This is a genomic window from Enterococcus sp. AZ196 (assembly GCF_050498845.1).
In the GTDB taxonomy this organism is placed as follows: Bacteria; Bacillota; Bacilli; order Lactobacillales; family Enterococcaceae; genus Enterococcus_A; species Enterococcus_A murrayae.
Genome location: NZ_JBIPAM010000001.1, coordinates 936009 through 962871 on the forward strand (window position 1 = coordinate 936009; position 26863 = coordinate 962871).

Annotated in this window: 23 protein-coding genes, 1 pseudogene and 2 riboswitches; of the genes and pseudogenes, 6 read left to right on the forward strand and 18 right to left on the reverse strand. The window is 38.7% G+C overall.

Annotated elements, in window-relative coordinates:
• Positions 1-5: 5 nt before the first annotated feature.
• The 5 genes from cbiB to IGI67_RS04560 are packed head-to-tail and all read right to left on the reverse strand — an operon-like array spanning position 6 to position 4774.
• The gene (cbiB, locus tag IGI67_RS04540) at positions 6-962 is read right to left on the reverse strand and encodes an adenosylcobinamide-phosphate synthase CbiB (RefSeq protein ID WP_429956890.1); all 957 of its coding nucleotides are present in this window, start codon (positions 960-962) and stop codon (positions 6-8) included.
• Positions 959-2314: a cobyrinate a,c-diamide synthase gene (locus IGI67_RS04545; protein ID WP_429956891.1), complete on the reverse strand. Its 1356-nt coding sequence runs from the start codon at positions 2312-2314 to the stop codon at positions 959-961. Before IGI67_RS04545 ends, cbiB begins: the two co-directional genes overlap by 4 nt.
• Positions 2205-3194, reverse strand: a complete 990-nt coding sequence (locus IGI67_RS04550; RefSeq protein ID WP_429956892.1) for a hypothetical protein — start codon at positions 3192-3194, stop codon at positions 2205-2207. Before IGI67_RS04550 ends, IGI67_RS04545 begins: the two co-directional genes overlap by 110 nt.
• Positions 3191-4255, reverse strand: coding sequence for a threonine-phosphate decarboxylase CobD (gene cobD, locus IGI67_RS04555; protein ID WP_207107907.1), 1065 nt, complete (start codon positions 4253-4255; stop codon positions 3191-3193). The genes IGI67_RS04550 and cobD overlap by 4 nt, the downstream gene beginning before the upstream one ends.
• A gap of 21 nt (positions 4256-4276) precedes the next feature.
• Positions 4277-4774, reverse strand: a complete 498-nt coding sequence (locus IGI67_RS04560; protein WP_207107906.1) for an ECF transporter S component — start codon at positions 4772-4774, stop codon at positions 4277-4279.
• A gap of 135 nt (positions 4775-4909) precedes the next feature.
• Positions 4910-5023: riboswitch (cobalamin riboswitch) on the reverse strand.
• Positions 5024-5487: 464 nt separating this feature from the next.
• On the opposite strand from IGI67_RS04560, the gene IGI67_RS04565 reads away from it, so the two are divergent.
• Positions 5488-7005: an amino acid permease gene (locus IGI67_RS04565; RefSeq protein WP_429956893.1), complete on the forward strand. Its 1518-nt coding sequence runs from the start codon at positions 5488-5490 to the stop codon at positions 7003-7005.
• Positions 7006-7073: 68 nt separating this feature from the next.
• On the opposite strand, the gene IGI67_RS04570 is transcribed toward IGI67_RS04565, so the two are convergent.
• The 5 genes from IGI67_RS04570 to IGI67_RS04590 form a co-directional block, all read right to left on the reverse strand.
• On the reverse strand, positions 7074-7646 hold the full coding sequence (locus tag IGI67_RS04570) for a TetR/AcrR family transcriptional regulator (RefSeq protein ID WP_429956894.1): 573 nt from the start codon (positions 7644-7646) through the stop codon (positions 7074-7076).
• 11 nt (positions 7647-7657) lie between these two features.
• A complete protein-coding gene (ilvN, locus tag IGI67_RS04575) occupies positions 7658-8161 on the reverse strand; it encodes an acetolactate synthase small subunit (protein ID WP_429956895.1) in 504 nt (167 codons plus the stop codon).
• Positions 8154-9833 (reverse strand): biosynthetic-type acetolactate synthase large subunit, encoded by a 1680-nt coding sequence (gene ilvB, locus IGI67_RS04580; RefSeq protein ID WP_429956896.1) that lies wholly within the window; start codon positions 9831-9833, stop codon positions 8154-8156. Before ilvB ends, ilvN begins: the two co-directional genes overlap by 8 nt.
• A 115-nt stretch (positions 9834-9948) precedes the next feature.
• Entirely contained in the window at positions 9949-10605 is a 657-nt protein-coding gene (gene tenA / locus IGI67_RS04585; protein ID WP_429956897.1) for a thiaminase II, read from the reverse strand.
• Between the two features lie 173 nt (positions 10606-10778).
• Positions 10779-10870, reverse strand: a riboswitch (TPP riboswitch).
• Between the two features lie 63 nt (positions 10871-10933).
• The gene (locus IGI67_RS04590) at positions 10934-11842 is read right to left on the reverse strand and encodes a DUF2268 domain-containing protein (RefSeq protein WP_429956898.1); all 909 of its coding nucleotides are present in this window, start codon (positions 11840-11842) and stop codon (positions 10934-10936) included.
• Positions 11843-11984: 142 nt separating this feature from the next.
• Between IGI67_RS04590 and IGI67_RS04595 the strand changes: the two genes are divergently transcribed.
• From IGI67_RS04595 to istB, 5 genes and pseudogenes are all read left to right on the forward strand, one after another.
• Positions 11985-12713: a DUF2087 domain-containing protein gene (locus IGI67_RS04595; protein WP_429956899.1), complete on the forward strand. Its 729-nt coding sequence runs from the start codon at positions 11985-11987 to the stop codon at positions 12711-12713.
• A 21-nt stretch (positions 12714-12734) separates the two neighbouring features.
• Positions 12735-13172, forward strand: a complete 438-nt coding sequence (locus IGI67_RS04600) for a VOC family protein (RefSeq protein ID WP_429956900.1) — start codon at positions 12735-12737, stop codon at positions 13170-13172.
• 167 nt (positions 13173-13339) lie between these two features.
• Positions 13340-14473, forward strand: a pseudogene (locus tag IGI67_RS04605) (IS256 family transposase); the annotation flags it as partial.
• A 103-nt stretch (positions 14474-14576) separates the two neighbouring features.
• Complete coding sequence (gene istA / locus IGI67_RS04610) at positions 14577-15788, forward strand: IS21 family transposase (protein WP_429956901.1); 1212 nt, start codon at positions 14577-14579, stop codon at positions 15786-15788.
• A gap of 8 nt (positions 15789-15796) precedes the next feature.
• Entirely contained in the window at positions 15797-16591 is a 795-nt protein-coding gene (istB, locus tag IGI67_RS04615) for an IS21-like element helper ATPase IstB (protein ID WP_429956808.1), read from the forward strand.
• Positions 16592-17089: 498 nt separating this feature from the next.
• Here istB and IGI67_RS04620 read toward each other — a convergent pair whose 3' ends face one another.
• The 8 genes from IGI67_RS04620 to IGI67_RS04655 all read right to left on the reverse strand — a co-directional run bounded on the left by IGI67_RS04620 (position 17090) and on the right by IGI67_RS04655 (position 26824).
• The gene (locus IGI67_RS04620; protein ID WP_429956902.1) at positions 17090-19360 is read right to left on the reverse strand and encodes an ATP-binding cassette domain-containing protein; all 2271 of its coding nucleotides are present in this window, start codon (positions 19358-19360) and stop codon (positions 17090-17092) included.
• A 293-nt stretch (positions 19361-19653) separates the two neighbouring features.
• Positions 19654-20811, reverse strand: coding sequence for a glycine/sarcosine/betaine reductase complex component C subunit alpha (gene grdD / locus IGI67_RS04625; RefSeq protein ID WP_207107897.1), 1158 nt, complete (start codon positions 20809-20811; stop codon positions 19654-19656).
• A gap of 11 nt (positions 20812-20822) precedes the next feature.
• Positions 20823-22358 carry a glycine/sarcosine/betaine reductase complex component C subunit beta gene (grdC, locus tag IGI67_RS04630; RefSeq protein WP_429956903.1) on the reverse strand — a complete coding sequence of 512 codons (1536 nt, stop codon included), beginning with the start codon at positions 22356-22358 and terminating at the stop codon, positions 20823-20825.
• Between the two features lie 12 nt (positions 22359-22370).
• On the reverse strand, positions 22371-22694 hold the full coding sequence (gene trxA, locus IGI67_RS04635) for a thioredoxin TrxA (protein WP_429956904.1): 324 nt from the start codon (positions 22692-22694) through the stop codon (positions 22371-22373).
• Entirely contained in the window at positions 22691-23659 is a 969-nt protein-coding gene (locus IGI67_RS04640; protein ID WP_429956905.1) for an NAD(P)/FAD-dependent oxidoreductase, read from the reverse strand. Before IGI67_RS04640 ends, trxA begins: the two co-directional genes overlap by 4 nt.
• A gap of 61 nt (positions 23660-23720) precedes the next feature.
• Positions 23721-25022, reverse strand: coding sequence for a glycine reductase complex selenoprotein B (gene grdB, locus IGI67_RS04645; RefSeq protein ID WP_429956906.1), 1302 nt, complete (start codon positions 25020-25022; stop codon positions 23721-23723).
• Positions 25023-25040: 18 nt separating this feature from the next.
• Positions 25041-25514 carry a glycine/sarcosine/betaine reductase complex selenoprotein A gene (grdA, locus tag IGI67_RS04650; RefSeq protein WP_242550267.1) on the reverse strand — a complete coding sequence of 158 codons (474 nt, stop codon included), beginning with the start codon at positions 25512-25514 and terminating at the stop codon, positions 25041-25043.
• A gap of 23 nt (positions 25515-25537) precedes the next feature.
• Positions 25538-26824 carry a glycine/sarcosine/betaine reductase component B subunit gene (locus IGI67_RS04655; RefSeq protein ID WP_429956907.1) on the reverse strand — a complete coding sequence of 429 codons (1287 nt, stop codon included), beginning with the start codon at positions 26822-26824 and terminating at the stop codon, positions 25538-25540.
• Positions 26825-26863 lie beyond the last annotated feature (39 nt).

Genomic DNA, 26863 nt, shown 5'->3' on the forward strand with positions numbered 1-26863 from the left:
TCTTTTCACAAAAGATAATTATTAATTACAATTGATAGAACACTGAATACAATCAGACTTAAAACGGCCGTTGTATACAACAACGCATTCGTAGTTAGAATGTCTTTGGGCTGGGGTGAGCGAAGTGGTACGCCGATAGTCGGCTTATAGATTTCAACACCATGATAGAGATGGGTCCCACCTAGTTGAATTCCTAATGCTCCTGCAACTACCGCTTCAGGATAGCCGCTATTAGGACTTTTATGATTACGACAATCTCTTTTTCCAACACGCAAAGCATTAGATGTATTAAGTTGCAAGAATTTAGTAGCAACTAATAAGTATAGCCAAGTCATACGAGCAGGCAGGAAATTCCAAAGATCATCCATTTTTGCCGAGAACCAGCCAATTGCTCGGTATTTTGGCGTCACATAACCTACCATTGAGTCAAGCGTGTTAACAGCTTTGTACATCATTGCCAAAGTGGGTCCGCCAATGAATAAGCATAATAGTGGTGCAATCACTCCATCACTGGTGTTTTCGGCAATAGTTTCGATCGTTGCTTTGGTGATCTCTTCCTTTGTTAACTCATTCGTATCTCTGCCTACAATCATTGCGACTTGCTGACGAGCACTCTTCAAACTTTCATTTACTAATTTCTGATAAACTTTTTGCCCTTCTGACGACAAACTTTTAATAGCCAGAGTAGTATAAGCCAAATAGATATAACACAAGTTTCCTAAAAACGGATGTACTAAAAATCCCAATCTTAGAATAAGGTAAGTAACTGCACCCGATCCTAAAACTGTTACAAACCATAAAACAATGCCCCAACGATATCTTTCTTTCTCATTTTTTGTTTGAGTAAAACTCTTTCGAAACCAGTCGATAAAATTTCCAATTATTTTAATGGGATGCGGCCAGCTGTATGGATCACCGACAAGCAAATCCAGCAAAAATGCTATAATAACCAACCCTGTCATAGTCCAGACCTCACTTGCTCCAATAATGTCTGTAAGAAGTTCTCACTTTGATAGAAATGAAGATGAAGATAACTTCCAAATGTATTCTTCTTTTGATAACCGCCAGTCCAACGCTTTACCACCTCTTCATCTCTTTTCTTGGTCATTTTCAACACTGTCTTTTCTTGAGTATTGAAAATTGAATGATGAAATTCATGTCCAACGAGAGTTGAGCCTTTTTTTCCAATTAATGTATCTCGTTCAATTTCTCCATAACAGTAGCCAAACTTTCTCAAACCAGAGGTCATTTCACTGATTCCATCAAAAATCCCTACCATTGGATAACGTTGATCGTCTTCTTTGAAAAATGATCCTAAATACATCAGGCCCCCACATTCTGCCAATATAAAAGCTCCTTGCTCATGCTTGTCTTTGATACTTTTACGCATCGAGTGATTTTCAGCGAGTTGTTGGGCAAATTCTTCAGGATACCCTCCCCCGAAGTAATACAAATCAGCTTCAGGAAGTTGTTGATCCTTCATTGGACTAAAAGTACTAAGTTCCACCCCATATGAGGTTAATAACTCGAGATTATCTTGATAATAAAAGTGGAATGCCTCATCGAGTGCATAAGCCACTTTAAGCTCTGAGTATTGAGGATAATTTGGTGCCCTATACGATATTTTCTCTTCTGGCAGCTTTTCTAATAAACCATTGAAATCAAAGGTCTTTTCTAACGAAGCTGCTACTTGTTCTATTTTTTCATCTACATCATTAATTTCTCTATCTGGTACTAAACCGAGTTGTCTAGAAGGGAGTGCCACTCCCTCTTCACGCTTCAGATAGCCAAAAACAGGAACTTTTGTATAGGTTTCTACTGCTTTTTTTATTAATTGGTAATGCGTATCAGACGCAACCTTATTAATAATTACGCCACAAATCATGACCGCAGGATCAAAATCAGAAAAGCCCTTTACAACAGCTGCAACAGATGTTGAAGCTGATTGTCCATTGACTACTAACAGCACTGGACAATTCAATTGTTTGGCCACACCCGCACTAGAACAAAAATCCTTGTTCACTCCCAATCCATCAAAAAGCCCCATTACTCCTTCAATCACACAAATATCTACTTGCTGGGCCTCTTTCTCAAATAGAGTTTGCAATCTCTCGTCATCTTGTACTAAAAACATATCTAAGTTTCGTGAAGGTTTTCCAGTAATTCGTGTATGGTATTGCGTATCAACATAATCTGGTCCAACCTTATAAGGCTGAATTCGATATCCGTGATTTTGTAAAAGCTTCATTAAACCAAGCGTAATTGTCGTTTTGCCTGAACCGCTGGATACTGCTGCGATCATCAACTTTTTCATCATTTCTCCTCACTTCTATCAGTTGTACGCCACGATAGCAGCTTTGATGTACACTTACTTTTGAATAATAGCTGCTAAGTTTCGATCGTTGAATGACGTTCAAAACTTGATCGATTTCTTTTACTGATTCGATCATTATTCCTACTACTGATCCACTATGTGCAACGTTAACACCAAGCCAGTCATACTGCTTTTGAAGTTTTAATAGCTCAGAAAAATATGGTTTGGGTAAAATCTTTTGATTTAATAAAGCACTTTGAATGGCTACTTCTCCAAGCCGCTTTATTGAACGCTCCGATACGGCAGTTTGATAACGATGGTAGATCTTAGAAAATTGCTCACGTTGCTGATAAAAAAGCCGATCTGTTTCAATTGTATGAAATCCTTCAGTTGTGAGTGTCTCCTCTGGTTCTAGAACAATTACATAAAAATGAGGAGCCCACCCACTTTCTTTTCTAACCGTGCCATTCTTTTGTTCAAAGAAGGTGAGTGTTGGGAAAAGTATGCTGTCAGTTCGTTCGATCGTTAAGCAGATGTCTATAATCTCATTTGTCGATATTGTTTTCCCAAGATAAGCCGCGGCAGCCCGACAGGTGGCGGCTATATCTGCAGTGCTGCTGGCCATTCCTTTGGCTAAAGGTAAATCTGAAACAATCGATAGCTCAAAATTTTTACTATCCTCGTTTCGAAGATTGAAGTGATCAAAAGTCCTTTTTAAGGCCTCTTTAGATTTAGAGTGTGTAGATTCAAAGGAATGCCCAGCTTGAATGGTGACTCTAGAAAAGCGATCAATACCATAACTGACTAGTTTTTGTGAATCTCCATACCACCCCTGAATCAGCTCTCCACAGGAACCTGGGCAGGATGCTGTCACCCTCATAGTATTGCCTCCAATGCCTCAAGTAATTTTTGATTTTCGACTCTTGATTTAACAGCTATTCGATAATACCTTTTAGTCAATCCATTAAAGCTATTACAATTTCGAATCAAAATATTTTTATGGATCATTTTTTCTTGTAAGCAACCGCTCCCTGAATAGCGAAAAAAAAGAAAATTGGTTTGGCTGGGGAATAACTCCAGCTCCTTGTATTTTGATAATTCTGCTTCTAAAAAAAGTCGTTCGCTTATAATGTACTGCTTACTTTCCTCAATAAACTGAGTTTCTTTCAATGCTTGTTGCCCCGCTAATTCAGCAAATGTATTGATATGCCAAGGAATAGTTTTCTCATTAATTTCTGCTAAGATTGATAAATTACTTGTTAGTAAATAGCCTAATCGTAATCCTGGAATCGCAAACATTTTCGTTAATGAACGGAAAATGAATAAATTTGAATAATCCTTAATCGACGGGATAAGCGAATGCTCTTCTTCTGTGAAATCGACAAATGCTTCATCTACGATTAGCACCATTTTATTTTCGCGACAAAAAGCTAACAGATCGTCGAGTTCTGACTGATTTAATAACTGTCCTGTTGGGTTATTTGGATTACAAAGACAAATTCCTGTAACCTTTTGCTTTTTCGCAGCCTGTTTTAACTGTGAAATCGACCATTGAAAATTCGACTGCTCTAAGTAGAAATAACAAAATTCTGTATCTTGCTGACCAAAGGCCTCCTCATATTCCATAAAAGTTGGTGCAAGCAACATCAATTTCTTTACACTTAGTGTACGTCCCAACATGAAGATTGCCTCGGCTGCACCGTTTGAAGGGTATACATATCTCTGTGGAATTTTATGGAAATTTGCGATAGCTTGAATCAGTGAATGGTAACGAATATCCGGATAATGAATCAACATCTCGATATTGTCTGTTAGAATTTTCTTGATTTCCTCTGGAATACCTAGAGGATTGATATTTGCGCTAAAATCAATTAACTGACGCTTATTCTTTTGATATATTTCACTAATTTCTTGAATGTTTCCTCCATGCTTAGCTGTCATAGCAACGACTCCGATTTTTGATTATTTTAAAAAGACTGCTTCTTTATATTTTTGAGGAATACCTAAAATTACAACCTCGGACAAACATAAATTGACTACAGTTGCGAGTGTCAAAGGTACAAAAAGCATAAAAACAACTGGTCCCATCACTGGGTAGAGTAAAAGTAAATCAAGCGGTACATTGATTGTGTAGGCAACTAACATTGAGACAACAGAAGCAGCAATCTTATTTTTTGAAAACTTTCTGCGTGTCCAACTATAAAAGAACATGCAAGCAGCCATCAAAACTGCAATAACCAAGTGGATCGGTAAAGTATTAGGAAAGCCAGACAGTAATGCAGAGATCATATGTCCAAAAAACCCTAAAAATGCACCTGCGGCAGGTCCGAGTATGATTGCACCAATGAACGCTGGAAAAGAATCTAGTGCGATTGAACCCAAGATTTTGATATTCGCACCTATCACGCAAAGAGCCAATAAAATTGCCAGTGTTGCTAATTTTTTTGTTGAATATTTCATAATAATTCCCTCCTTAAAAATAAATACGACGAGTCCAAATAAGATGGGCTCGCCGTATTTTAATTTGTCTAAACTCATGAATAGACACTCAGCAAAATAATCTTCCCAATCCAATTATTTTTTAATCCCTACACAAGGTATCCTGACTTCGCATCATTTTACTTTCTCGCCTTCCCGAAAAGTGGCTGTTGAGATTTCATCCGCATATACAGTAGAAAGGGGCTGTTGAGGATTCTCACCTCATTCCCTTGTTTAGTTATTAAATATTCAATTTTCATTCTCATTATAGCAAACGTTTACACTACGACTGATCTTTTTCCTATAACTCAGCCACATTATGCTATTTTTCAAACGAGAGGACAAAATATTACTATGCTGACCAATAACAATCTAGATTCCAGCTATTTGTACAGCAAAGTTAAGCTATTATAGATGCTCGCTAACTGTAATTTTATTGAATCCGCTTTCTTAAATGGTAATTTACAAATCACTAAAAGACTATTCAATCCGAACAGTTCAGCCAAAATTTGTTATTTCTTGCGAAAACAAAGCAATATATTGTTATTGCTCCTACTTGCGTACTTAGAAGTGTTGATTTACCAATCATCTACTTCGCTTTTGCAAAACTATTTTATTCTTTTGGGATAATAATCTATCTTGTCTTTTTTTTTGAAAGAAAATAAGATATAGAAAAAGACTACCGGGAGCAAACGATGGATAAAATGAAATCTTCTCAAAATTTGATCTTGATTATCACTACCACAGTGTATTCATTTTCTAGCATGGTTTCAGCTTTCTTTATGCTAGGAAGTCAATCACTTATTTGGTTTTTTATCAGTGCTTTTTTTTACTTCATTCCTTATGCGTTGATCGTCGCTCAATATACCAAAAAATATGCCCATCGCTCAGGAGCGATCTATGATTGGTTAAAGGAGTCTCTTTCACCCAAAGCCGCCTTCACTACTGTTTTCCTTTGGTATAGCAGTTATTTTATTTGGATGATCAGTCTATTTATGAAAATCCTAATCCCTCTATCTGTTCTTATTTTCGGCAAGGATATCACTGCTTCAATTGATTGGTTTGGACTTTCTCCACAGATTTGGCTAGCTCTTTTTTCAATTTTGGCGGTTTTGTTTATCACTTGGATGAATAAACGTGGTTTTCAAGTTATTTTTAGGTTTCTGCATATTAGCGGGTATGCGATGGTCGGCTTGCTAATTATTTCAATTATTGGAAATTTATTGCTGATCATAAAAAATCCAGATCAGGTAGCAGAAAACATCACTCATAGCATTACAGTATCAAGTTTTTTTCAAGAATCATCTAATCGTTTACTTTCCCAATTACCTTTTTTTATTTTCTCAATCACAGCATTTGGGGGATTGGACACCATTGCAAGCCTTGCAGATAAAACAAAGAATAGTCGAACGAGGTTTCCTCGATCAGTGATCATCAGTTCATTTGTTGTGTTGCTGCTATATATCAGTGGGATCATTCTTTGGAGTTGCGCCAACAATATTGAGGAGCTGAGAAATGCGACCTCTCTTCATCTCGGCAATTTAATGTATGGTGTAATGGAACAATTAGCTAAGAATTTAGCTGTTTGCTTCAACTTATCTGCTTCACATAGTTATTTATTAACTCAGCTTTTTATCCGCTATACTGCTTTGACTATGGGGCTTGCTTACTTAAGTCTACTTAGTTCTATTAGTTATGGACCTTTAAAAAGTTTGATTAAAAGTACCCCGAAAATATTTTGGCCGAAGTTTTCAACGCTTAATAAGAATCAAATGCCAGAGAATGCACTTTGGATCCAATCATTCCTTATCTCGTTATTTATTGGGCTGCTCGCTTTCAGTAACACCTTCCTATCCGAACTGTTTAACCAGTTGACTTATATGACAAATGTTTCTAGAGCGATTCCTTACTTCATCGTTGCTGCTAGCTTCCCATTTTCTTTGAGGAAAAGGATCATTTTAAAAGACTCATTGATTATTAAAAATAATTTCTTAAATTACTTTTTATCTCTCAGTGTATGTATTTGTATTTTTATCGCAATTGCTTTTCAAATCTATGAACCACTGAAATTAGGAAATTACTTGAACTTTTCTACACTACTTTTAGGCCCAGTATTTTTTGGTGTCCTTTCACACTTCATTTATTTTCGCTTGGAACAAAAGAAAGCTTTATTACGTCCTTCTAAGCAAAATGAAGACAATCGGTTGATGTAAATTAGAAACCTCTTGAATAAAAAAAACTTGGAGACACTTTCTGTAAATCGAAAAGTGTCTCCAAGTTTTTAGTTTAATCCCTTCACAAAACAGTTGATTGCATGAGATACAAAAGCGTCTTTATCTATTTTGTACTGATCCTCACTAGAATATGCGTGTAAAAAAGCAAAACCGATCATACTAGAAAAGATGACTTCCGCCGATTCTTTCGGATTTCCAATTTTCAGCTCTCCTCTTTCCTTCATTTTATTTAAATAATCTTGTATCAGCTCTGTAAAGGCGCTTGGAATTTTTTGGATATATGGCAGTGTTTCTTGATAAATTTCTTGTGACCTAAGTCCCAATGAAAAACGCACAATTTCTGGTGTTACTTGCTCAAAATAATTTTCCATGATCAGGCGCAAATCCTTCGTAATGTTCCATTGAAACTGTTTGAAACTATCATTGTTCACTGAGGGAATCCAATCCGCTTCTTCCAATGTTGCAAACAACAACTTTTTTTTAGTACCAAATTGACGAAATACTGTCGCCTCATTCACTTGCGCTTCTCTTGCAATATCTTTCGTAGTCATATCACTGTAGCCCTTTTTAATGATCAGTTGTTTTGTTGCCGCCATAATATTGGCTCGAGTTTTTTTCATTTTACTTTCCTTTACTCCTTTGAAAGACTTGAGATGGCTACGCTTCCTCCGCGAATTACTTCCATTTCCTCTATAACAACGGATTGACGTAGAGAGTCAACAAGCTCATTATTTTTCTTCTCACAGTTGATGCTTTCAATCAGCAGCTCATTTTCTGTCCGATCAATCACTTCGAACACTAGCCGCTCCTTCAGATTTACTAATAACTGATCCATCTCTTTATTATACTTCAGTTTTACATACATGACTTCTTTTGCATGAATCGAAATATTGCTGTAGTCAATCACTTGAATCACTTCAACCATATTGCTTAATTGATGTTTTATCTGTTCAAAAGTACGATCATCACTGTAGAGACTGATTGTCATTCGTGAAGTGTCCACAGTCTCGGTTTCTCCGACCGTCAAACTATTTAAATTATATAATTTTCCTGAAAATAAGCCAGATACCTTCGCCAATACCCCTGCTTCATTCTCAACATAAACACTTAGCCATTTTTGCTCTGTTTTATTCATAAACGATCATTTCCTTTAAACTTTGACCTGGTGCAACAATCGGCATAACTTTTTGCTCTGCTTCTAGTATAAATTCGAGTACAAATGTCTCGTTGGGAAGTTGTCTCACATGTTTAAATGCTTCATCTATTTCTTCCTCAGTCGTTATTCTCATACCGTCAATCCCATAACTGCGTGCCAATGCTAAAAAATCAGGAATGTATGGTGTGTTTTTTTCTTTTAGAATCGTATGAGAATAGCGCTCTTCATAAAACATTTCCTGCCACTGCCGGACGTTACCTAGGCAGCCATTATTGAAAATGCAAATGATGATCGGAATTTTTTCTAGCATTACTGTAGCGAGTTCCTGCAGATTCATTTGAAACCCGCCATCTCCGGTGATTGTTAAAACATCCTTATCTGGGTTTCCCAATTTTGCACCGATTGAGGCAGGAAAACCAAAGCCCATTGTGCCCAAACCACCTGATGTCAGTAATTGCCTTTCCTTTGTAACTTCAAGAAATTGAGTCGTCCAAAGTTGATTTTGTCCCACATCAGTAACGACAATTGCGTTGGTAAAATGTTTATTGATTTTTTTTATGATAGCTTCTGGAGTTAATCCAACTTCTGTCATATGAATTGGGAAAGCAGTATCCATTTTTTTTATTGCTTGAAGCCGTTCACACTGGAGCTTCGGACTAACTAAACTTGTAACCTTAGGCAAAATTTCTTTAACCTCTCCAATAAGTCCTAAATAAGTATCAATATTTTTATTGATTATTGCAGGATCAATATCTAAATGAATCAACTTAGCAAGTGGGCAGAACGCTGTTGCATTTCCTGTTACTCGATCATTCAAACGTGTCCCTATTGCAAAAATCACATCGCTGTTTATGAGCGTTTGATTCGCCGCATAGCTGCCATGAATGCCTACATTGCCAATATAGTTCCTGTGATTACTTGGCAACGCACCTTTTCCCATAATAGTTGAAACAACAGGAATATTTGTTTTTTCAACAAAATCAAGTAATTCTTTATGCGCGTTCCCTCGATGAACGCCTCCACCAATTAATAAAATTGGTTTTTCTGCATTGTTCAAAGCCTTAGCTGTTTCATTTATTTTTTTAATTGGTGGAACTTGTCTTTTTTCTCCGCCACGAATCGATACAGTTTCTGGATAATTATCAGAACCAAGTTCTTGTTGAATGTTTTTAGGAATGTCTACTACTACAACACCTGGCTTTCCTGTTTGCGCGATCATAAATGCCTTCTTCATGATCGTTCCCAGTTCTTCTCTTTTTTTGACTGTTACCGCATATTTTGCTATTGACCGACTAATTCCTACCATATCAACTTCTTGAAAAGCGTCCTTTCCAATCAAATGTGTTGAAACTTGTCCTGTAATACACACTAATGGAGAAGAATCATAACCTGCTGTAGCGATACCAGTAATTAAATTAGTTGCCCCTGGACCGCTAGTAACCAAACAAACACCGACTTTCCCTGTAGAACGAGCATAGCCGTCTGCCGCATGAATCAATCCTTGTTCATGGCGTGGCAGGACAATTCGAAATCCCTCTTTCTGATAAAGAGCATCAAACAAATCAATCGCTTGACCTCCCGGATAAGCAAAACAAACTTCAACTTTCTCTTTAACTAATGCTTTTACAACCAATTCAGCTCCCGAAATCATTTTAACCGCCTCCTAATTATGCAAGTGTTAACTTGCATTTTAACACAAGTATGATGTTCGCTGTCAACCGTTTTCAAAAGAAAAGGATCGTCCACAAGTGAACGGTCCTTTTGAATTACCATTTTTCTAAATTTGTAGCCATGTCCCAAAATGCATACTCCATTTTACTGCTGATTACGAAAGCCTCAATCATTTGATGTCGCTCTTCCTCTGTACTATCTTCGTAAAGACGATCTAAAAGTGCACGCTCTTTTTTTATTTCTTTGGCCGCGTCTTCACCCGCATAGGTTTCAATCCAACGTTGGTATAAAGGATGGGGAGAGCCACTCTCAATCAGACGAACACCAATTTCTTGATACAGCCACGCACATGGCAGCATTCCTGCATAGGCCGTCTTTGGTGTCCCATCAATTAGTTGACGATACATATGAGAAACATAATTGTAAGCAGTCGGTGCAATCGGCGTCTCTACTATCTCTTCCTCAGTAATAGCTAATTCAGTAAAAAATTCTTCACGTATAGCCAACTCGCCTAGTTTAAGATTTTCAGCATTTTCTTTTAGCTGAGCCTGTACCTCTTCATCATCTGTTTGCTCGGCAATATAATCATATAATTTGCTAAAATGTTCAAGATAATAGCGATCTTGCAGCAAATAGTAGCGAAAAACTTCTGGAGCTAAATCTCCTGATGCTAGTGATTGAATAAACGGATGCTCAAAACTTCCTTGCCAAAATGAGGCAGCCTCTTTTCTTGCTAACTCTGTAAAAGTCATTCGTTTCTCCTTTTCTGTAAATAATGGTGTACATTTGATCAAAAATACAAACTGCAATACTTCCTTAATTCGACATAAAAAACCTCCTTTATTCACGTAAGAATGAAAAGGAGGCTTCTATGCTTGAAAGGTACACTCAAGAAAACCCGACCAAAAAAAGGTCGGGTACAAATTTCCAAAATATCGCACATTCCCTGCGCCAGTCCTAACTGTTTCAGGTTCAATGGGTATAATCTCAGCTGTAAAAGCACCCCTAGTGTCATTCGATTGTTAAAAGTATAGCATACCTTTTTGAGAAAAACGATTACAATTTTACTCTATTCAATAATTAATCAAATATTCTCGATTCTTCTACGATCGTCGAGCTAGGGGTCAGAGTAGCCTCTGCGATTGTCTTTCCAGTATTTTTTAGATAATCTTTTATTAAATGATAGCCAATTGTATAACCGGCATTTCTTGAAAGCCCTATAGGTTGATATCCCTGCTCTCTTGCAACTTCATCACCGTACATGTAAGCGCAGACTTGATCAAATCCGCGAACATCACGACCATCCTTCATCACTTCAATCGTATATTCCAATTCTTCTTTATCATACTCCTTCACCCATGGGCCGCGATACTCGACACCGTAAAGCTTTTCAGCGAAAACCTCTGCTAAACCTTCAATCACCAAATAATCCTCAACACTCACATCGCCATGATTAAATGGTTCATAAGTGAAACGAATATTGTGATTAAACTCATGCGCCAAAGCCGACTTCAGTCGTACCTGATTAAAGTCGTTTGGCACGACAATCAAAAAAATATATCCCGGTATTCCACCGAATCCACTGTAACCCTCACTAGCCATCAATATACCATTCTCCGGATCGCCCAGTAGAATATTCACGATCAATTCTTCGAATGGAATCTGGTAGCCAATTTCATTGAAAAGTTGAGTACTTTCCGCAATGACTTGAGTACACTCATTAAAAATATTGGATTCCTTCAGCTGCTCTAACCTTGATTTAATTAAATCGACACTTTTTCGCGGCGTCCAAATACCTAACATTTCTGAAGCCATCAGCACATCATAGTCCCCGGGCTTTTTAGAAACAAGTGGTACATTCAGATAGTGCCACATTCCTTCGAATGGCTTCATTATTTCATAGCGAAATGCCTGTTCATCAACAGTCTCCTGCAGACATTTATCATAAAAAGACAATGAATCAATAATCGTAACTTTAAACTCACTCATTTAGATCCCTCCTTACTTCTTATCATAATGCTTGACGTTGCGTGAAGGTCAATAAAAATGGATATCCTCTGAAAAACCATTCATGCAATCGTATTTGCAAACGATTTTATTTTATGTTAGCATTATCGCAAGAGGTGATATTATGGAACACGAATTGACTATTGAAGAAATAAGAAAGGGATATTCAAAAAATGGAGAATTTCTCTTTCACTGCTTGTATTGTGATCAAACGTTTGATGATCGTTTCGTTTATCCGATCAGTGACTCAAACAATCAGTTCGCTCGAGCAGAAGGAGCTATGATCTACCATATGAAACATGAGCACAATGGCTCTTTTAACGCTTTGTTAAATCTCGATAAAAATCAAACTGGTTTGAGTGATACACAAAAAAAATTTTTATTGCTATTTTCTACAGGAATTAACGATCAAGAAATAGCAAATCAGCTAGGTATCACGACTTCCGCAGTGAGAAATCATCGCTTCAAATTTAAAGAAAAGAAACGTCAGGCGAAAATCCTTCTGGCATTGTTAGAGTCGATTGATGAAAAGGAGCATAGTGAACTTATCGCAAACTCATTAATTGATTCAGATGAACGGTTTGTCTCTACTAAAAAAGAGCGCGAGAAAGTCTTTGATGTCTTCCTTGATAAAAACGGAAAAGCGAACCAAATTCCGACAAAGGAAAAAAAGCGAATCATTCTGCTCCAAAAGTTAGCTGAAAACTTTACATCTGAAAAACAATATACGGAAAAAGAAGTCAACACGATTATTTCGAAGATGTTCGAAGATTATGTGACGATCAGGCGCTACCTCATTGAGTATGGCATTTTGGGTCGTACGGTGGATGGAACAATGTATTGGAAGATATAGTTTTTTGAAAGGAGCGATTGAATGGGATTGCCAATGAAAATAGATCATTTGCAAGTTACGGTGAAGGATATCAATGAAGTGGAATCTTTTTATGATGGGCTGATGGAAGCTCTAGGTTTTGATTTAAATAAGAAAATCAAAGTCTATTTGGAAGAGATGGATATGGATGTCATCGAATATCTCGATAAATCTTATGATTTTGGCATCTGTTCCGCATTAAAACAATATGAAGAAGAAACAATCCATCGAAGAAAGCCTGGTGCTGTTCACCATATTGCATTTAGAGCTTCATCTAGAAATGAAGTAGATCGAATCTATAAAACAGTGATGGAACTTGGAGCCAAAATTTTGGATGAACCAAAAATCTTTCCACAGCATGGGCCAAATTATTATGCGCTTTTCTTTAATGATCCAGATGGAATCAAATATGAGATCGTGAGTAATGATGATCATTTTTAAAAGTCGATTAGTCGTCCAAAAAGACTAACTACTTTTTTGGATGAAGCTTTAAAAATAAAAAGTCGAAGAGAGTGTAATATTAACTGTGTAAGTAACCACTAATCCTAGGCAGGTGGTTGCTTCACAGTTTTTATTTTTCTAAAATGAAGCTAAGAGGTGATTTTATTATGGCTAGAAAGAAAAGAAATCCTGATGCTGAAAAGCTAGCTGAAACCATTCTAAACGCTTATCAACCTGAATCTGTAGAGGACATGCAAGAAGCCTTAAAAGATGTGTTTGGTCCCTTATTTGAAAAAATGTTGCAGGGAGAATTGAATAACCATTTAGGTTATGACCCTCATTCGAAAGAACCAAAAGAACATAAGAATCGACGAAATGGCTACGGAAACAAAACGCTTAAAACAAGTTTTGGGGAAGTAGATATTGACGTTCCTAGAGATAGAGATGCCTCTTTTGATCCTGAATTGATTCCTAAGAGAAAGCGAGATGTCTCCGACATCGAAGGCAAAGTTCTTTCGATGTATGCTCGTGGAATGAGCCAGCGAGATATTGCCGCAACGATCGAAGATATCTATGGCTTTGATATCTCTCATGAAATGATTTCAGATATCACAGACGCTGTACTTCCCGAATTAGAAGAATGGCAAGCACGCCCATTAGCGAAATGCTATGCCTTCTTATTTGTTGACTGTATGTATGTTACTTTACGCGAAAACTACGAAGCCAAAGAATATGCAGTGTATACGATTCTTGGATATGACCTTAAAGGAAACAAAGAAATCTTAGGGTTATGGCTCAACCAAACGGAATCCAAAAATCGCTGGATGCAAGTATTTGATGAATTGAAATCACGTGGTGTAGAAGATGTTTTTTTTATTTCCATGGATGGTGTCTCTGGTCTCGAAGAAGGGGCTAAAGCGATCTTCCCGTCGGTCATTGTTCAACGTTGTATTGTTCACCTTGTTCGAAATGCGCTGCGATACATTCCGAGTAAAGATTACAAGGAAGTCTGCAGAGATATGAAAAAGTTTTATGGGGCATCTTCTCTCAATGCCTCACATGCCGCCTTCGACAGCTTTCAAAATCGATGGTCTCACTATTCTGGAGCAGTAGACGTATGGAAACGGAACTTCTCCCACGTTGAACAATTGTTTGATTACGGCAGTGCCATTCGAAAAATCATGTACACGACGAACGCCGTGGAGAGTGTCCATTCCAGCTTTAGAAAAGTCACCAAAAAAGGAGCGTTCTCCAATGAGAATGCGCTCCTTAAGTTACTTTATTTACGTACAAAAGAGTTACATGTGAATCCCGACAGTAGAATGTAAGAAAATGCCGACGAGAAAAATGGTGTTTTTCTTACATTTTTTAGTACACTGGTTTAAAAACAATCAGGAGGATTTTATGCGATCAGATGTACGTGAAGGAGTTCAAATTTATATTATGAGTGATATTAAACCTAATTTTACCCATTTAGCTAGACAGTTCGAATGTGATCCACGCACTGTCAAACGTTATTACGAAAACAATCTATCTAAAAAGAAAGCTGCACCGAAAAAACGGCCAAGCAAATTAGATCCTTTTCGGTCAATTATTCAAGAGAAAGTTGAACTAGGCTGTTCTGCTTCAGCGATTTATCGTTTTATCAAGAAGAAAGGTTACGAAGGGAAGGATTCTATTCTAAGAGATTACTGCAGCCAATTGCGAAAAACACACATTCAGAAAGCGACGATCCGAATTGAAACCCAACCAGGTTTGTCTGCACAAGTTGACTGGAAAGAAGATCTTGTCCTTTACAATCGTTCGGGTCAACGGTTTCAAATCAATTTATTTTTATATGTTCTAGGCTTTTCACGTTGGAAGTATATCGAGTTAACGCTAGACAGAAAACAAGATACATTACTTCGTTGTTTGAACAATGCCTTTCTTTCTTCAGAAGGAATTCCTCATGAAATTTGGTTTGATAATATGCGTACTGTTGTTGATCAAAGTAGAACGCAGTTTAGAAAGGTCACTTGGAACCAAAGGTTCTATGAATACAGTAAAGACGCAGGATTTAAACCAATTGCCTGTCGACCTTATCGTCCGCAAACAAAAGGGAAAGTGGAAGCCTTAGCTCGAACGGTCGAGCAACTAAAAGTATACAATGGCGAATTTGATACATTGGAGGATTTGATTGATCTTGTTTTTGAATTCAATGAAGAGCTTAACAAAGAAACTTCTCAAGCAATTGAGGGTCCACCAATACTGAAATTTACTGCACACGAAAAAGAGCACTTATTGCCCTTTGATTCGAAATTACTAACGACCTACACACAAGATATCCTCTCTCGTAAGGTATCCAAAGAATCGCTCGTGATTTATCAAAAGAATAAGTACTCTGTACCCGTTCGCTATATCGGCAAGACAGTTTCTCTCCAAGCTGTTGCCGGCGAACTTACTATTCATTATAACGGCGAATGTATTCAAAGACACCTTTTAAGTCAAAAAAAATTTAATTATCATTCAGATGATATGCAGGAAATTTTAAAGTCCGACATTTATCGGTCAAAATCGGATGAAGAAATTGCACACTATGTTCAAGAAAATTTGAAACTCTACGACGAGTTCTATTAGGAGGCACCATGTCACAATACCAAGAGTTACTAGATAATCTAACAACGTTAAAGCTAGATCAGATCAAAGAATATCTCCCTCATTTTTTAGAATCTGAAAAAACAAAAGAACTGTCCACAATCGATATTCTTTATTCATTAACGGAACGGGAATTAGCGTTTAGGAAACAACGGGCGGAAAAAATGAATATCAAAACGTCCCACTTCCCCTATGAAAAACGGATGTCCGATTTTGACTTTGACTATCAGCCGAGTGTAAACAAACGGCAACTGCTGGACTTATCCAGCCTGCATTTTATGGAACGGCAAGAGAACATTTTATTTATCGGCAGCAGCGGTGTTGGCAAAACACATTTAGCAACGGCGATAGGTATGGAAGCTTGTCGCCAACGAATCAGCACCTATTTTATTACGTGTAATGAGTTGATTCAGCGATTGACAAAAGCCTATCAAGAAAACCGGCATGAAGCATTAATAAAAAATTACTGCCGATATAAACTACTCATTATCGACGAAATTGGTTATTTACCGATTTCAGAGGTTGGTGCAAATCTTTTTTTCCAGTTAATCACCAGGAGATATGAAACGAAATCGACGATTATTACAACGAATATCCCATTATCAAAATGGGGAGCAGTATTCTCAGACCCAACATTAGCAAATGCCATATTGGACCGATTGGTCCATCACTCTCAACTAATCAAAATTACTGGGAGATCTTATCGCATGAAAGACTACTTGCTTGATAAGGATGTTCTTCAGGCACCTACAGATGAGAAAGGGAAGAAAATCGGTAAAAACTAGCATATTTTCACCGGCAAAAAATTACATTTGAAAATCGGGATTGACATTACACACGAAGTGGGCTGGCGGTCGTATCTAAAACTGGGCTATGGTGCTCAATCAGTTAATGGTCAACGAAACCTTCTCTTCTAGAATTGAAAAATATGCGATCTACCTTCCGTAAGGCTAGGTCTATTTAACTGTGCGTTCAAATTATTTTCTCCTAGCTGCTTAAAAATACTGTGAAAGTTTATTCGCTAGAAAACTTAACTAATTAATTTCCACAGTTTAGTTGACAAACCCAAGTCGAACGTTCATATACTATCGTAATCGAAAGAAATATGAACGTTCGCTTTACTCTTGTTAAGTGTTTCTCGAAAAAGTCTTTTGTTTAATTATAGTACTCTCCGTTAAGTCTCTAATCCCTCGCTAAACCATTTTTTTGGAGACAAATCAAGTCTGCCTTATTTCCATTTTTGGATATTTGTCACATGAGCAATGTGAAAAGCGACTGCTGAATCAATTGTAGATCGAGTTTTCGAGTACTTGACTACTTTTCTTTAAATACTCTCCAGTAATCGTGCCGCTTTCTAATAAGTCTTCAGGTATACCTTTGAACACAACGGTGCCGCCCTTCACGCCGCCGTCCGGTCCGATATCAATTATCCAATCAGCTTGTTTGATGATTTCGCTGTGGTGTTCGATGATTATTAAAGTATTTCCTTTATCTACCATCCGTTGAAATAGCTCATTCAGTTTTTTAATATCTGATAGATGTAATCCTGTCGTTGGTTCATCAAGCACAAAGACAGATTCCTTTTGTGTGATAGCTTTAGTCAGTTTTAACCGCTGACGTTCACCTCCTGAAAGTGTAGCCAAGTTTCGTCCAACCGGTAGATAAGTCAATCCTGTATCAATCATCGCTTGCAGTTTCTCATTCATTTTTTTGCTGCCGATATTTTGATAAAAGTGCTGCAGCTCTTTCGGCGTCATATTTAATACATCCAGAATCGTACATCCCTTCAATCGATAACTCAACGCTTCAGCTGAAAAACGATGTCCTCCGCAATCCTCACATTCATTTACGATCGGATCCATAAAAACTAACTCGACAGTTGTTTCTCCTTTCCCATGACAAGTTGGACAGGCTCCCGTTGAGTTGAAGCTGAACATCCCCACTGGGACGTTATTCGCCTTAGAAAAACTGCGGCGAATCTCATCATAGATCCCGAGGTACGTTGCTGGAGTCGCACGATTGGTTGCTTTGATCGGAGATTGGTTGATGATCGATAGTTCATTTGGAAATTGTTCCGGTAGAACTTTAGTAATCAAAGTTGATTTACCTGAACCTGCTACACCAGTAACGACAGTTAGAATATGTTTAGGTATTTCCACCGTCACATTTTTTAGATTATGCAAGCTTGCATTCTTAATTGTCATCTTTTCATGCCACCTGCGCGGTTGTGTATTGATCGGCAGCGTCTGACAAATTTCCTTTCCTGTAATACTATCTGATTGAAGAAGTTCTGGATAAGTTCCACGAAAAATAATTTCACCGCCTTGTTTCCCTGCTAGCGGTCCAATATCGATCACTTCATCAGCGATCGCAATCACATCTGGGTCATGTTCCACAACAAAGACCGTATTTTCTTTATCTCGTAAATCTTGCAGAAGTTGATTGATTCGCGAAACATCACGCGCGTGCATGCCCGTACTTGGTTCATCAAAAATATAAAACATGCCATTCAATGCACTTCCCATATGCTTTACCAACTTTACACGTTGTGCCTCTCCACCCGATAAGGTTGGTGTCTTTCGGTCCAACTGTAAATAATCTAACCCAATATCAATTAGATGTTGAACCTGGTCCTTGATTTCATAGATGACTTCATGTACTTCGGGATAAGCTAATCGATTCAAGAACTCAAGTAGCTCATTCATATCCAGCGCTACACAATCAGCAATAGAATGATTATTGATTTTTACTGATAACGTTTGTTGGTTTAATCGACGACCTTCACAATCAGGACACGGCGCTTCATACAATAGTTCTTTTAATTTTTCCTCGTACATTTTACTATGTCCAGATAAGTCCCGTTTTAAAATGATTCGTTCATAATTTCGACAAATTCCTTCTAGTTTCGGATTGATAGGTGTTACCTCTTTTTCAGGATGCCCATAAATCAATTGATTCCACTGGGCAGTGGTCAATTCCTTCAATGGCTTATCATTATCAAAGAAATCTGCTGCAGCATATTGCTTCCAATACCAATTACCAACCGCATATCTAGTATCCAAGACGGCTCCCTGATTCCATGATTTCTCCTGATCAATCAATTTATCAATGTTGATCTGATTAACACGTCCTAGTCCGGAGCACTTCTGACACATTCCCTGAGGATGATTGAAGGAAAATTGACTAGCAGAACCAATATGTGGTTTTCCTATCCTTGAATATAATAGGCGCAACAATGAATAAATCTCAGTGATGGTTCCAACCGTAGACCGTTGATTCCCACCGAGTGGTGTTTGATCAATGACGATTGCTGGGTTAAGATTTTCAATTCGTTCCGCTTTAGGCTGGAGGAATTTAGGCATCCGATTTCTTACGAATGCAGAGTAGTTCGCATTCATTTGTCGCTGTGCTTCCGCAGCGATCGTATCAAAAACCAAGCTGGACTTTCCTGAACCTGACACCCCCGTGAATACAATGATCTGGTTCTTCTGAATCTCTAGTGAGAGATGCTGTAAATTATTTTGTGTGAGACCAATTAATCTTAATGGTTTCATCGTATATCCCCCCTTATCTATCCAGTCTAAAGTCTGCCGCAACTGGAGAGTCAAGGAAGAGATGAAACTTTTCTTTTCACCTCTTCCTCTTCTTTAAAAAATGTTGCATTCTTAAGGGATTGTACTGAACGATAGGACATTTCCTTGTTCTTTTTTTGAAAATGACAGAATTATTTTACGTGCTCTCGTCTCATTTCTACTGCTTTTTCCGCAACCCATGTCTTGATTACAAACAATGTTATTCTATATTGATAATTTGAAAAAACCAGCCCATTTGATGAGCTGGTTTTGCCTTACAAATAATTAGCTTTCTTTAATTCCTCTTGTGCAGCTGATTCATTTTTTTCATTAATTAAAATAATCGGTCCGGTACATCCCATTCCGCTTTCAGCATAAATATCTACTGCCCACAAAGCTTTCACCGCATCCTCTAATTCCATGATCTCGATTCCTGCAATTTCACTCGTAACGATTTCCTTAACGGGCGGTTCAATTTCCTTCGTCTTCACTGATGGTGCTGAAACTAGTTCACCGCAAATTTGTTTCAAGCCAGCTTGATCTGCTTTTTGATACTCAGTTTGACTAATTTTCGCTAACTTCCCCTTCGCCAGTTCATACGCGTATTCCAATGCCTTTACGACCACTGGTGCACCACTAGCCCGAGAAATAATACAAATATTGCGAGCATAATTACGACCGATCCCTGGACCATAACCAGCTCCCAAGGTCTCATAGGTGCCTCCACTGGAATAGGCTGAAAAAAGCTTCATCAAAATATTGCCAGTCAAACTATCACATACCACGACATCAGCACTGCCTAGCAATAGATCGTTTCCTCGTAAAACCTTCCCACCATCTTCTCGTTTACTTTCACCGAAAGCAAGCTCATAACCATTTTCCTGCAAAGCAAGTAATGATCGTTCAACTATTTTTGCTCCTTCAACATTTAAAATACCAACGGTTGGCTGTTTTATCCCACAGGACTTCGCGGCTATGATCCCATTGATAGTGTTTAAAACCATCGCTTCATTGCGAACACCGCTGGCTGTACCAGTTGTAGTCGCAATATACATTTCACGTCCCAACGCAGGTGTTATGACTTTACCAACAGTAGAAACTCCGATAGGAAAATTATAATGCAACGTCACACAGCCTTGAATTTTACCACTGTCTAACAGCTCTTCCATCAACTCAGCTGCTTCTTTTTGACAATCTGTGGTTGAGAAATGTTCAAAGTCTGCCGCCCACTCAACATCACTGCCGATCAAAACTAAATCAAAAAGATTCTTTTGCTTAATAGCAAGTGCAGCCTGCTTCATTACATCAAGGCCTAATTCACTACCATCAATGGTCAATCCGATCTTGATTTTTGCTTCCATTCGTCCAGTTTCCAAACTAGTGGCTAAATCCTCAAAAACTTTTTTGACCGTTTGCTTCACTTGATCAGACATAGCCCTCACCTCTACTCTATTGAAAGATTGGCCGCAAAGCTTCTTAGGGCCTGCGTAACTTCACGTTTCACCAGTTCTTCTAAATCTTGCTGATTCCCTTCAGCAGTTTTGCCGCTGTTTCGTTCAATTAAAATTGACACACCATCAAATAGATTAGTCATCCGGCCCAGAAATAGAGAGCCCTTTCCAACAATCATAGCACGCTTTTTATCACCCGCTATTAAATCTTCTGTTGCAAAACCTAAATATGGGATTCCACTTGGAATGTGTCCTTGTGTCGGTGCCCATCCTACAAGAGCCTTCTCCTCAACAAAGTCTTTCAGCTCTTTCTTCTCGATGTCTTTGCGTAATACACCAATGGCTCCAATCATTTTCAGATTAGCTAACGGTACATCCCCTGCTCCTGCTGGTTTTGTGATATCCGGATTTTGCATTTCGACAGAATACACATCGATATCTTTGATGGATAGTTGCGCTTTCTCTAAAATGCTAGCGATTAAAGCCGTCGTCACCGCTTGTGGACTTGATCCGCTGCCGACCTCGTGCTTGCCAGTCAAATCGTGTCGCAAAATTGGATGAACACCATCATTTTCACCGATCAAGGCCGCAAAACCACCTAAAACATCTTCTAAAATTGGGAAATCTTTGCCAATATGTGACTTCCCATTCATTCCTAATTTGGCAGTGGCACCGCCTGCAACAATTACTACATTTTTGTGAGTGCCTGCCGCCACCAAAGATGCTGCTGTGATCAATGCATGAGTTGGTCCTGCACAAAAACTACGCATATCTGCTCCCGTTGCATGATCGCATCCGCAAAGTTCAGCGATTGATTTTGCAAAGTTGCCTCCGCCACGCTGATTCATATCTCCACATGCCTCTTCACTACATTCAATTACATAATCAATTTCTTTAGGATCAATCCGATGCTTATCGATCAATTGACGCAAAGCCAGCACTCCGCTGGCTTTCACTACCAAATTTTCTAACATCACATGAGCGTTCAAATTTGTATCAATCTGGTGAGCCGGACTTACACAACCAACTAATTTACGCTCATAATACAATCCTTCTGCATGATTTTCTGCTATATCCTTCTCAATCCAATCAATTTTTTTACCATCTTTGATTTTTTCCACATCGGCTTTAAACAAGGGATGACTGTTCAAAGCCTCACGAACGGTTAATGCAAAATTTTCTTCCAAATGAACCAATTCAAACACATCAGCGATTTGAAGCAACCCATAAAACTCTAACTCCGGCATAATTTCACCAAATTTACCTTCGCGTTTCCCTTCAAATGGTTGATTGACCCATGGCTGAGGAATTTGCTTCAGCTCCTGATAGCTTAGGTTTCCGATAAACGTTTGATTTGGCGCATAGTTTACTACTTCATCGTAGCGACGAATGTTGTCATAAAGATTCGCTAAATATGGACTGTCTGGTGTCGTAATCTTTTCAATTGTTTGAGTAGTTCCGTTATGTTCGATCATATCAGGCGTGTGGATCAGTACATAACTTGCCCCTCGTAAAGTCGAATAGTTCATAAACATCCCACCTTAAACATATTTCTGAATCATTTCTTCAATTGCTTCTTTGGTACAATCATCCTTAGCTACTTCATCGACTTTTTCGCCATTTTGATAAATCGAAATAACTGGTAAGCCTAGAATTTTATGTTGAATACAAAAGCGGCGAACTTTCTTCTGTGAAGTATTAAATTTCGTAAAACGGATTCTGTCTCCGTACTGAGTATATAAAACTTCTATATCTGGCATCAGAGCTAGACAGTTTTCACAGGTTTCTCCCCACCAATCTACTAAGACTGGGGTATCTTGCGTCAATACTTCTGTGTCAAAATTATCTATAGTTAATTCAATCATGTTACTGCTGCCTCCCTTTTGATCTTCTCGACATATTTTTGGGCTGAAAATGCTGCTATCGCACCATCACCAGTTGCCGTCACGACTTGACGCAGAACTTTCGGCCGCATATCTCCAGCTGCGAAAACACCTGGTACTCGTGTACTCATCGCTTCATCCGTGATCATATAACCGTAATCATTTAATGGGATTTTCCCTTCATAAAGTTTCGTGCTTGGCACATTGCCGATAAAGACAAAGATACCAAATAGCCCATCATCTTCGTCCGCTTCAAAGCGAGTCAATTCACCAGTTTTCGTATTTCGGATCGTCATTGCTTCCACGATGCCCTCACCCTCAATACTTTCCACAATTGAGTCGAAAATATACTTGATTTTTTCGTTGTCTTTCGCCTGTTCGACAGCTATCGCATCAGCGGTGAGATTACTCAAGTTTTGAATAATAGTCACTTTACGAGCAAACGTTGTGATAAACATTGCTTCCTCTACTGCTGAATTTCCGCCGCCAATCACAAATACTTCCATATCTTCAAAAAAGGCCCCGTCACAGGTAGCACAGTATGAAACACCCTTCCCAGCCAACTCACGTTCGCCAGTACAACCGATTTCCCTTGGAAAAGCGCCATTTGCACAAATAACTGCGTGAGTTTTATAAATACTGCCATCTTTGCACGTAATTTTCTTAATGCTTTCTTCAAAATCCAAATCAGTCACTTCTTTACGCAATTGAATTTCTGCACCAAACTGCTGTGCCTGTTCTGTCATGCGTTTAATCAGCTCAGGTCCTGAAGTTTCTTCTCCAGTCGATTTGATTGAACCAGGAAAATTTGCAATTTCATGTGTCGATACAATTTGTCCGCCTAACTTTGTTTTTTCTAATAGTAAGACTTTAAGACGGGCTCTCGCATTATATAAAGCTGCTGTGAGTCCTGCAGGACCGCCACCAATAATGATCACATCATACATTTAGCAAGCTCCTTTCATCTCAATCGGCTGCCTGAGGGATGCTCCCTCAGGCAGCTAACAATTATTCGAATACTGTTTGTTCCTCCACAGGTATTGTCATCGCCTTCAAAGCTTTTTTAACGATTTCTCGGCGAAGCTTTTGCTCTTCCATCTGGCTTGTATTTGGATTTCCTAATGGATGAGGAATAGCGATAGCTGGTACAATTCTATTCGCTCCTACTGTTTGCGAGATTGGAACTACCGTACAAATGTGAACCACAGGCAAACCTGTTTTTTCAATTTCTTTGACCATCGTTGCCCCGCAACGTGTGCAGGTGCCTCAGGTGGACGTCAAAATAACGGCGTCAACACCATCTGCTAATAATTTCTGTGCAATCTCAGCTGCATATTTTTTCGCGTTCGCAACAGCTGTTCCATTTCCTACTGTCGTATAAAAATAATTATGCAGACTGCCAATCATACCTTCTTTTTCTAGTTCTCTTACTATATCTAATGGCAATACTCGGTTTGGGTCTTGGTTTGCATAAACAGGGTCATACCCACCGTGAGCCGTTTCGTAAAAATCTGCAGTCAAAGTATCAACGTTCTCAATGGAATACGTTCCGTACTTCGAGGCACTGCTCGATTCTATTCGATCTGGATTACCTTTAGGAACAATCCCACCAGAAGTCACAAGCGCAATCTTCGCTTTTCTCAAGTCACTTATCGCGGTGGCTGGCGCGACGTTATCAAATTCTGGCATCGGATACTCAGTCGTAAATTCTTGATCCTGCAACTTGCGGATCAGCATATCTACTGCTCTAGCAGAACCGCGTTTTTCATCCTGAAAATTCTTTCGATAACGAACAAAGTAACTGTCTTCTTCTGGTGAAACTTGTTCCTTTCTCAACAATTTCAACGCCAGACTCGCAATAACAGGTACTGCTTTTCTCATACCTGCCGCACTATTTCTAGTTGGCACGATATAAGCACCCTTTTTATACATTTCAACTCCAGGGTTTTCTTCATACATTCCGGTCACAGCTGGAATGTCCAGCTCAGTCATAACTGATTGAGCAACTTCTCCACAAGCAATTCCATAGCGACCGGCATTAAAGGCTGGTCCGGCAATAACGATATCTGGTTCAAATTGTTTGATGCGTTCTAATACATCCTTTTTAGCACTATCCAAATTCTCATTAAAGAAACTGTCGCCGCACACAACCGTGCCGACGATTTCTGCTTCATCGCCAAATGAATTCATAAAAGCAAGTCCTGGTCCGACTACTTTCGCTTCTGAGAATGGTTGGATATCCGCCTTTTCTTCACCACCAATCCCAGCATAAAACTGGTTGATGTAGTGAACAACTTTAAACTTAGTCATAAGACGCTCCTTTACTGATTAGTATTTAGCGTATTGATTCCTCATTTCCGACACTTCTTCAATGATGTCATCAACATCTAAAACCATTTCCATCATACCGATTTGCTCTTCAAAAACATTTGGGTCAACAACTTCTTTAAATTCTGGCTCTACAGCGTGATATACAGCTAAGCCTAGCTGTTCATTGGTTAATGGACCGGCATACGTAGGGTCACCATTTGTTACAGTTTCAGCAGCTAATCCAGCCGCCTCTCCTTCAGCAGCTCCGATCAAAACGATTACGTTCTCTGCTCCGAAGTTTTCTGCTGCCTCTTTTACTCTACGTTGGTTTTCTAAGTCCATTGCCCCAGCGGCCGTTCAGACGAAACATTCTGTTGATGAGAATATTACGTCAGCTCCGGTACCTTCAATACAAGCCTCGATTGCTTGCCCTGGAATACCGTCACGGTCGCCAATCACTAAGACTTTTTTATTCTTTAAATTTAAAGTCATTAGTATTTCCTCCCTATTATTATTTAAATGCCCTTTGCAGACATTTTGTTAAAACCTAGTTCATTAGTCGCACCGGTAATTGCCTGGATTTCAACTTCAATCGTGCCGTCGTCTTTCAAGCTGCCATCAAAGCCGCCTGCGATTACATCGATATAATCGAATTGACCGATCAATCGATCCATTTTAGGTAATTGGATCGTTTCATTTGCATTTCCACCAGTTACAACTGCAGTTGCTAATTTATCTGCATCTGCCAACGACTGGCTAGCACCGTCTCTTCCAGCATACTCATCTGTTACAATTACTGTTTTGATTCCTTTTTCTTCGACTTTCTTACAGTTCATGATCAAATCTGTATCAGGATTTCCAAAGCCTTCCTGAGAAATAATAACCCCATCCAGTCCAAGATATTCACACAATTTCGCGACAAAATCACTGGAACGATGCTTATCCTTGAGATAAACTGTTTCATTGGTTATTACTACACCTAAGAAGTTGATTTCTTTTCCATGCTTCTTATACAAATCTGAAATCACCGGATTATTTAAATGATGATAGGTTGTATTCTTGTCGCAAGCAGATACACAGTTTCCACTGATTATGGCACCGTCCATAACTTCTGTTGGATAAAGAATCGTTGGCACTATATGCTTTGCGTCTGTTCCATAAACATACGTATCGTGCAGTAATCCTTGTGTTTGCAGCATGTAAACATAACCAACTTTTGGCAAATCAGGATATTGTTGAATTTGTTGCAGCAACGGTAATGTCTCAAACGTTTCGATTGTATCAGGTTTAACTTTTTCACCTAGCTTGCCAATGTAATCCGCAGTTTTTAGTCCTGCGAAACGAGCCGCCTCTTCATACAAATGAGGATCTAACCCTTTTTGTGGTTTTAGGACTAAACAAATTTCGATCAATTGGGAAAATGGTGTCAGCTCAGATCCAGGTCCCTGCATGTCCACAATTCCCTCTTGAAAACCGACGATTTTCCCAACGGTCATGATACCGCACCCTTTCAAAACATGAGTACGTCCATTGCCGACCACATCAACTTTATTGATAACTCCTGGGAAAATGCCTGCTGTGGACTCAACCTTGCATCTCGGCTCAATCACATCTTTAACAGGCGTAATGCGAACACTATCCCCTGGTTTGGCGATTTCAATCTGACAATCAGCTAACCGATCATCCGCTAAAACCAACTTCTTGATTTTTTTCGGATCGAGATATAGTATGCCGTTGTCAATTCCCTCTTCTTCGCCTAGGACAACTTCTTTGATTTCAATGTTTCCAATTTCGAGTTTCATTTATTCACCTCAGTTCTGATTATTTGTAAGTCGCTGGAT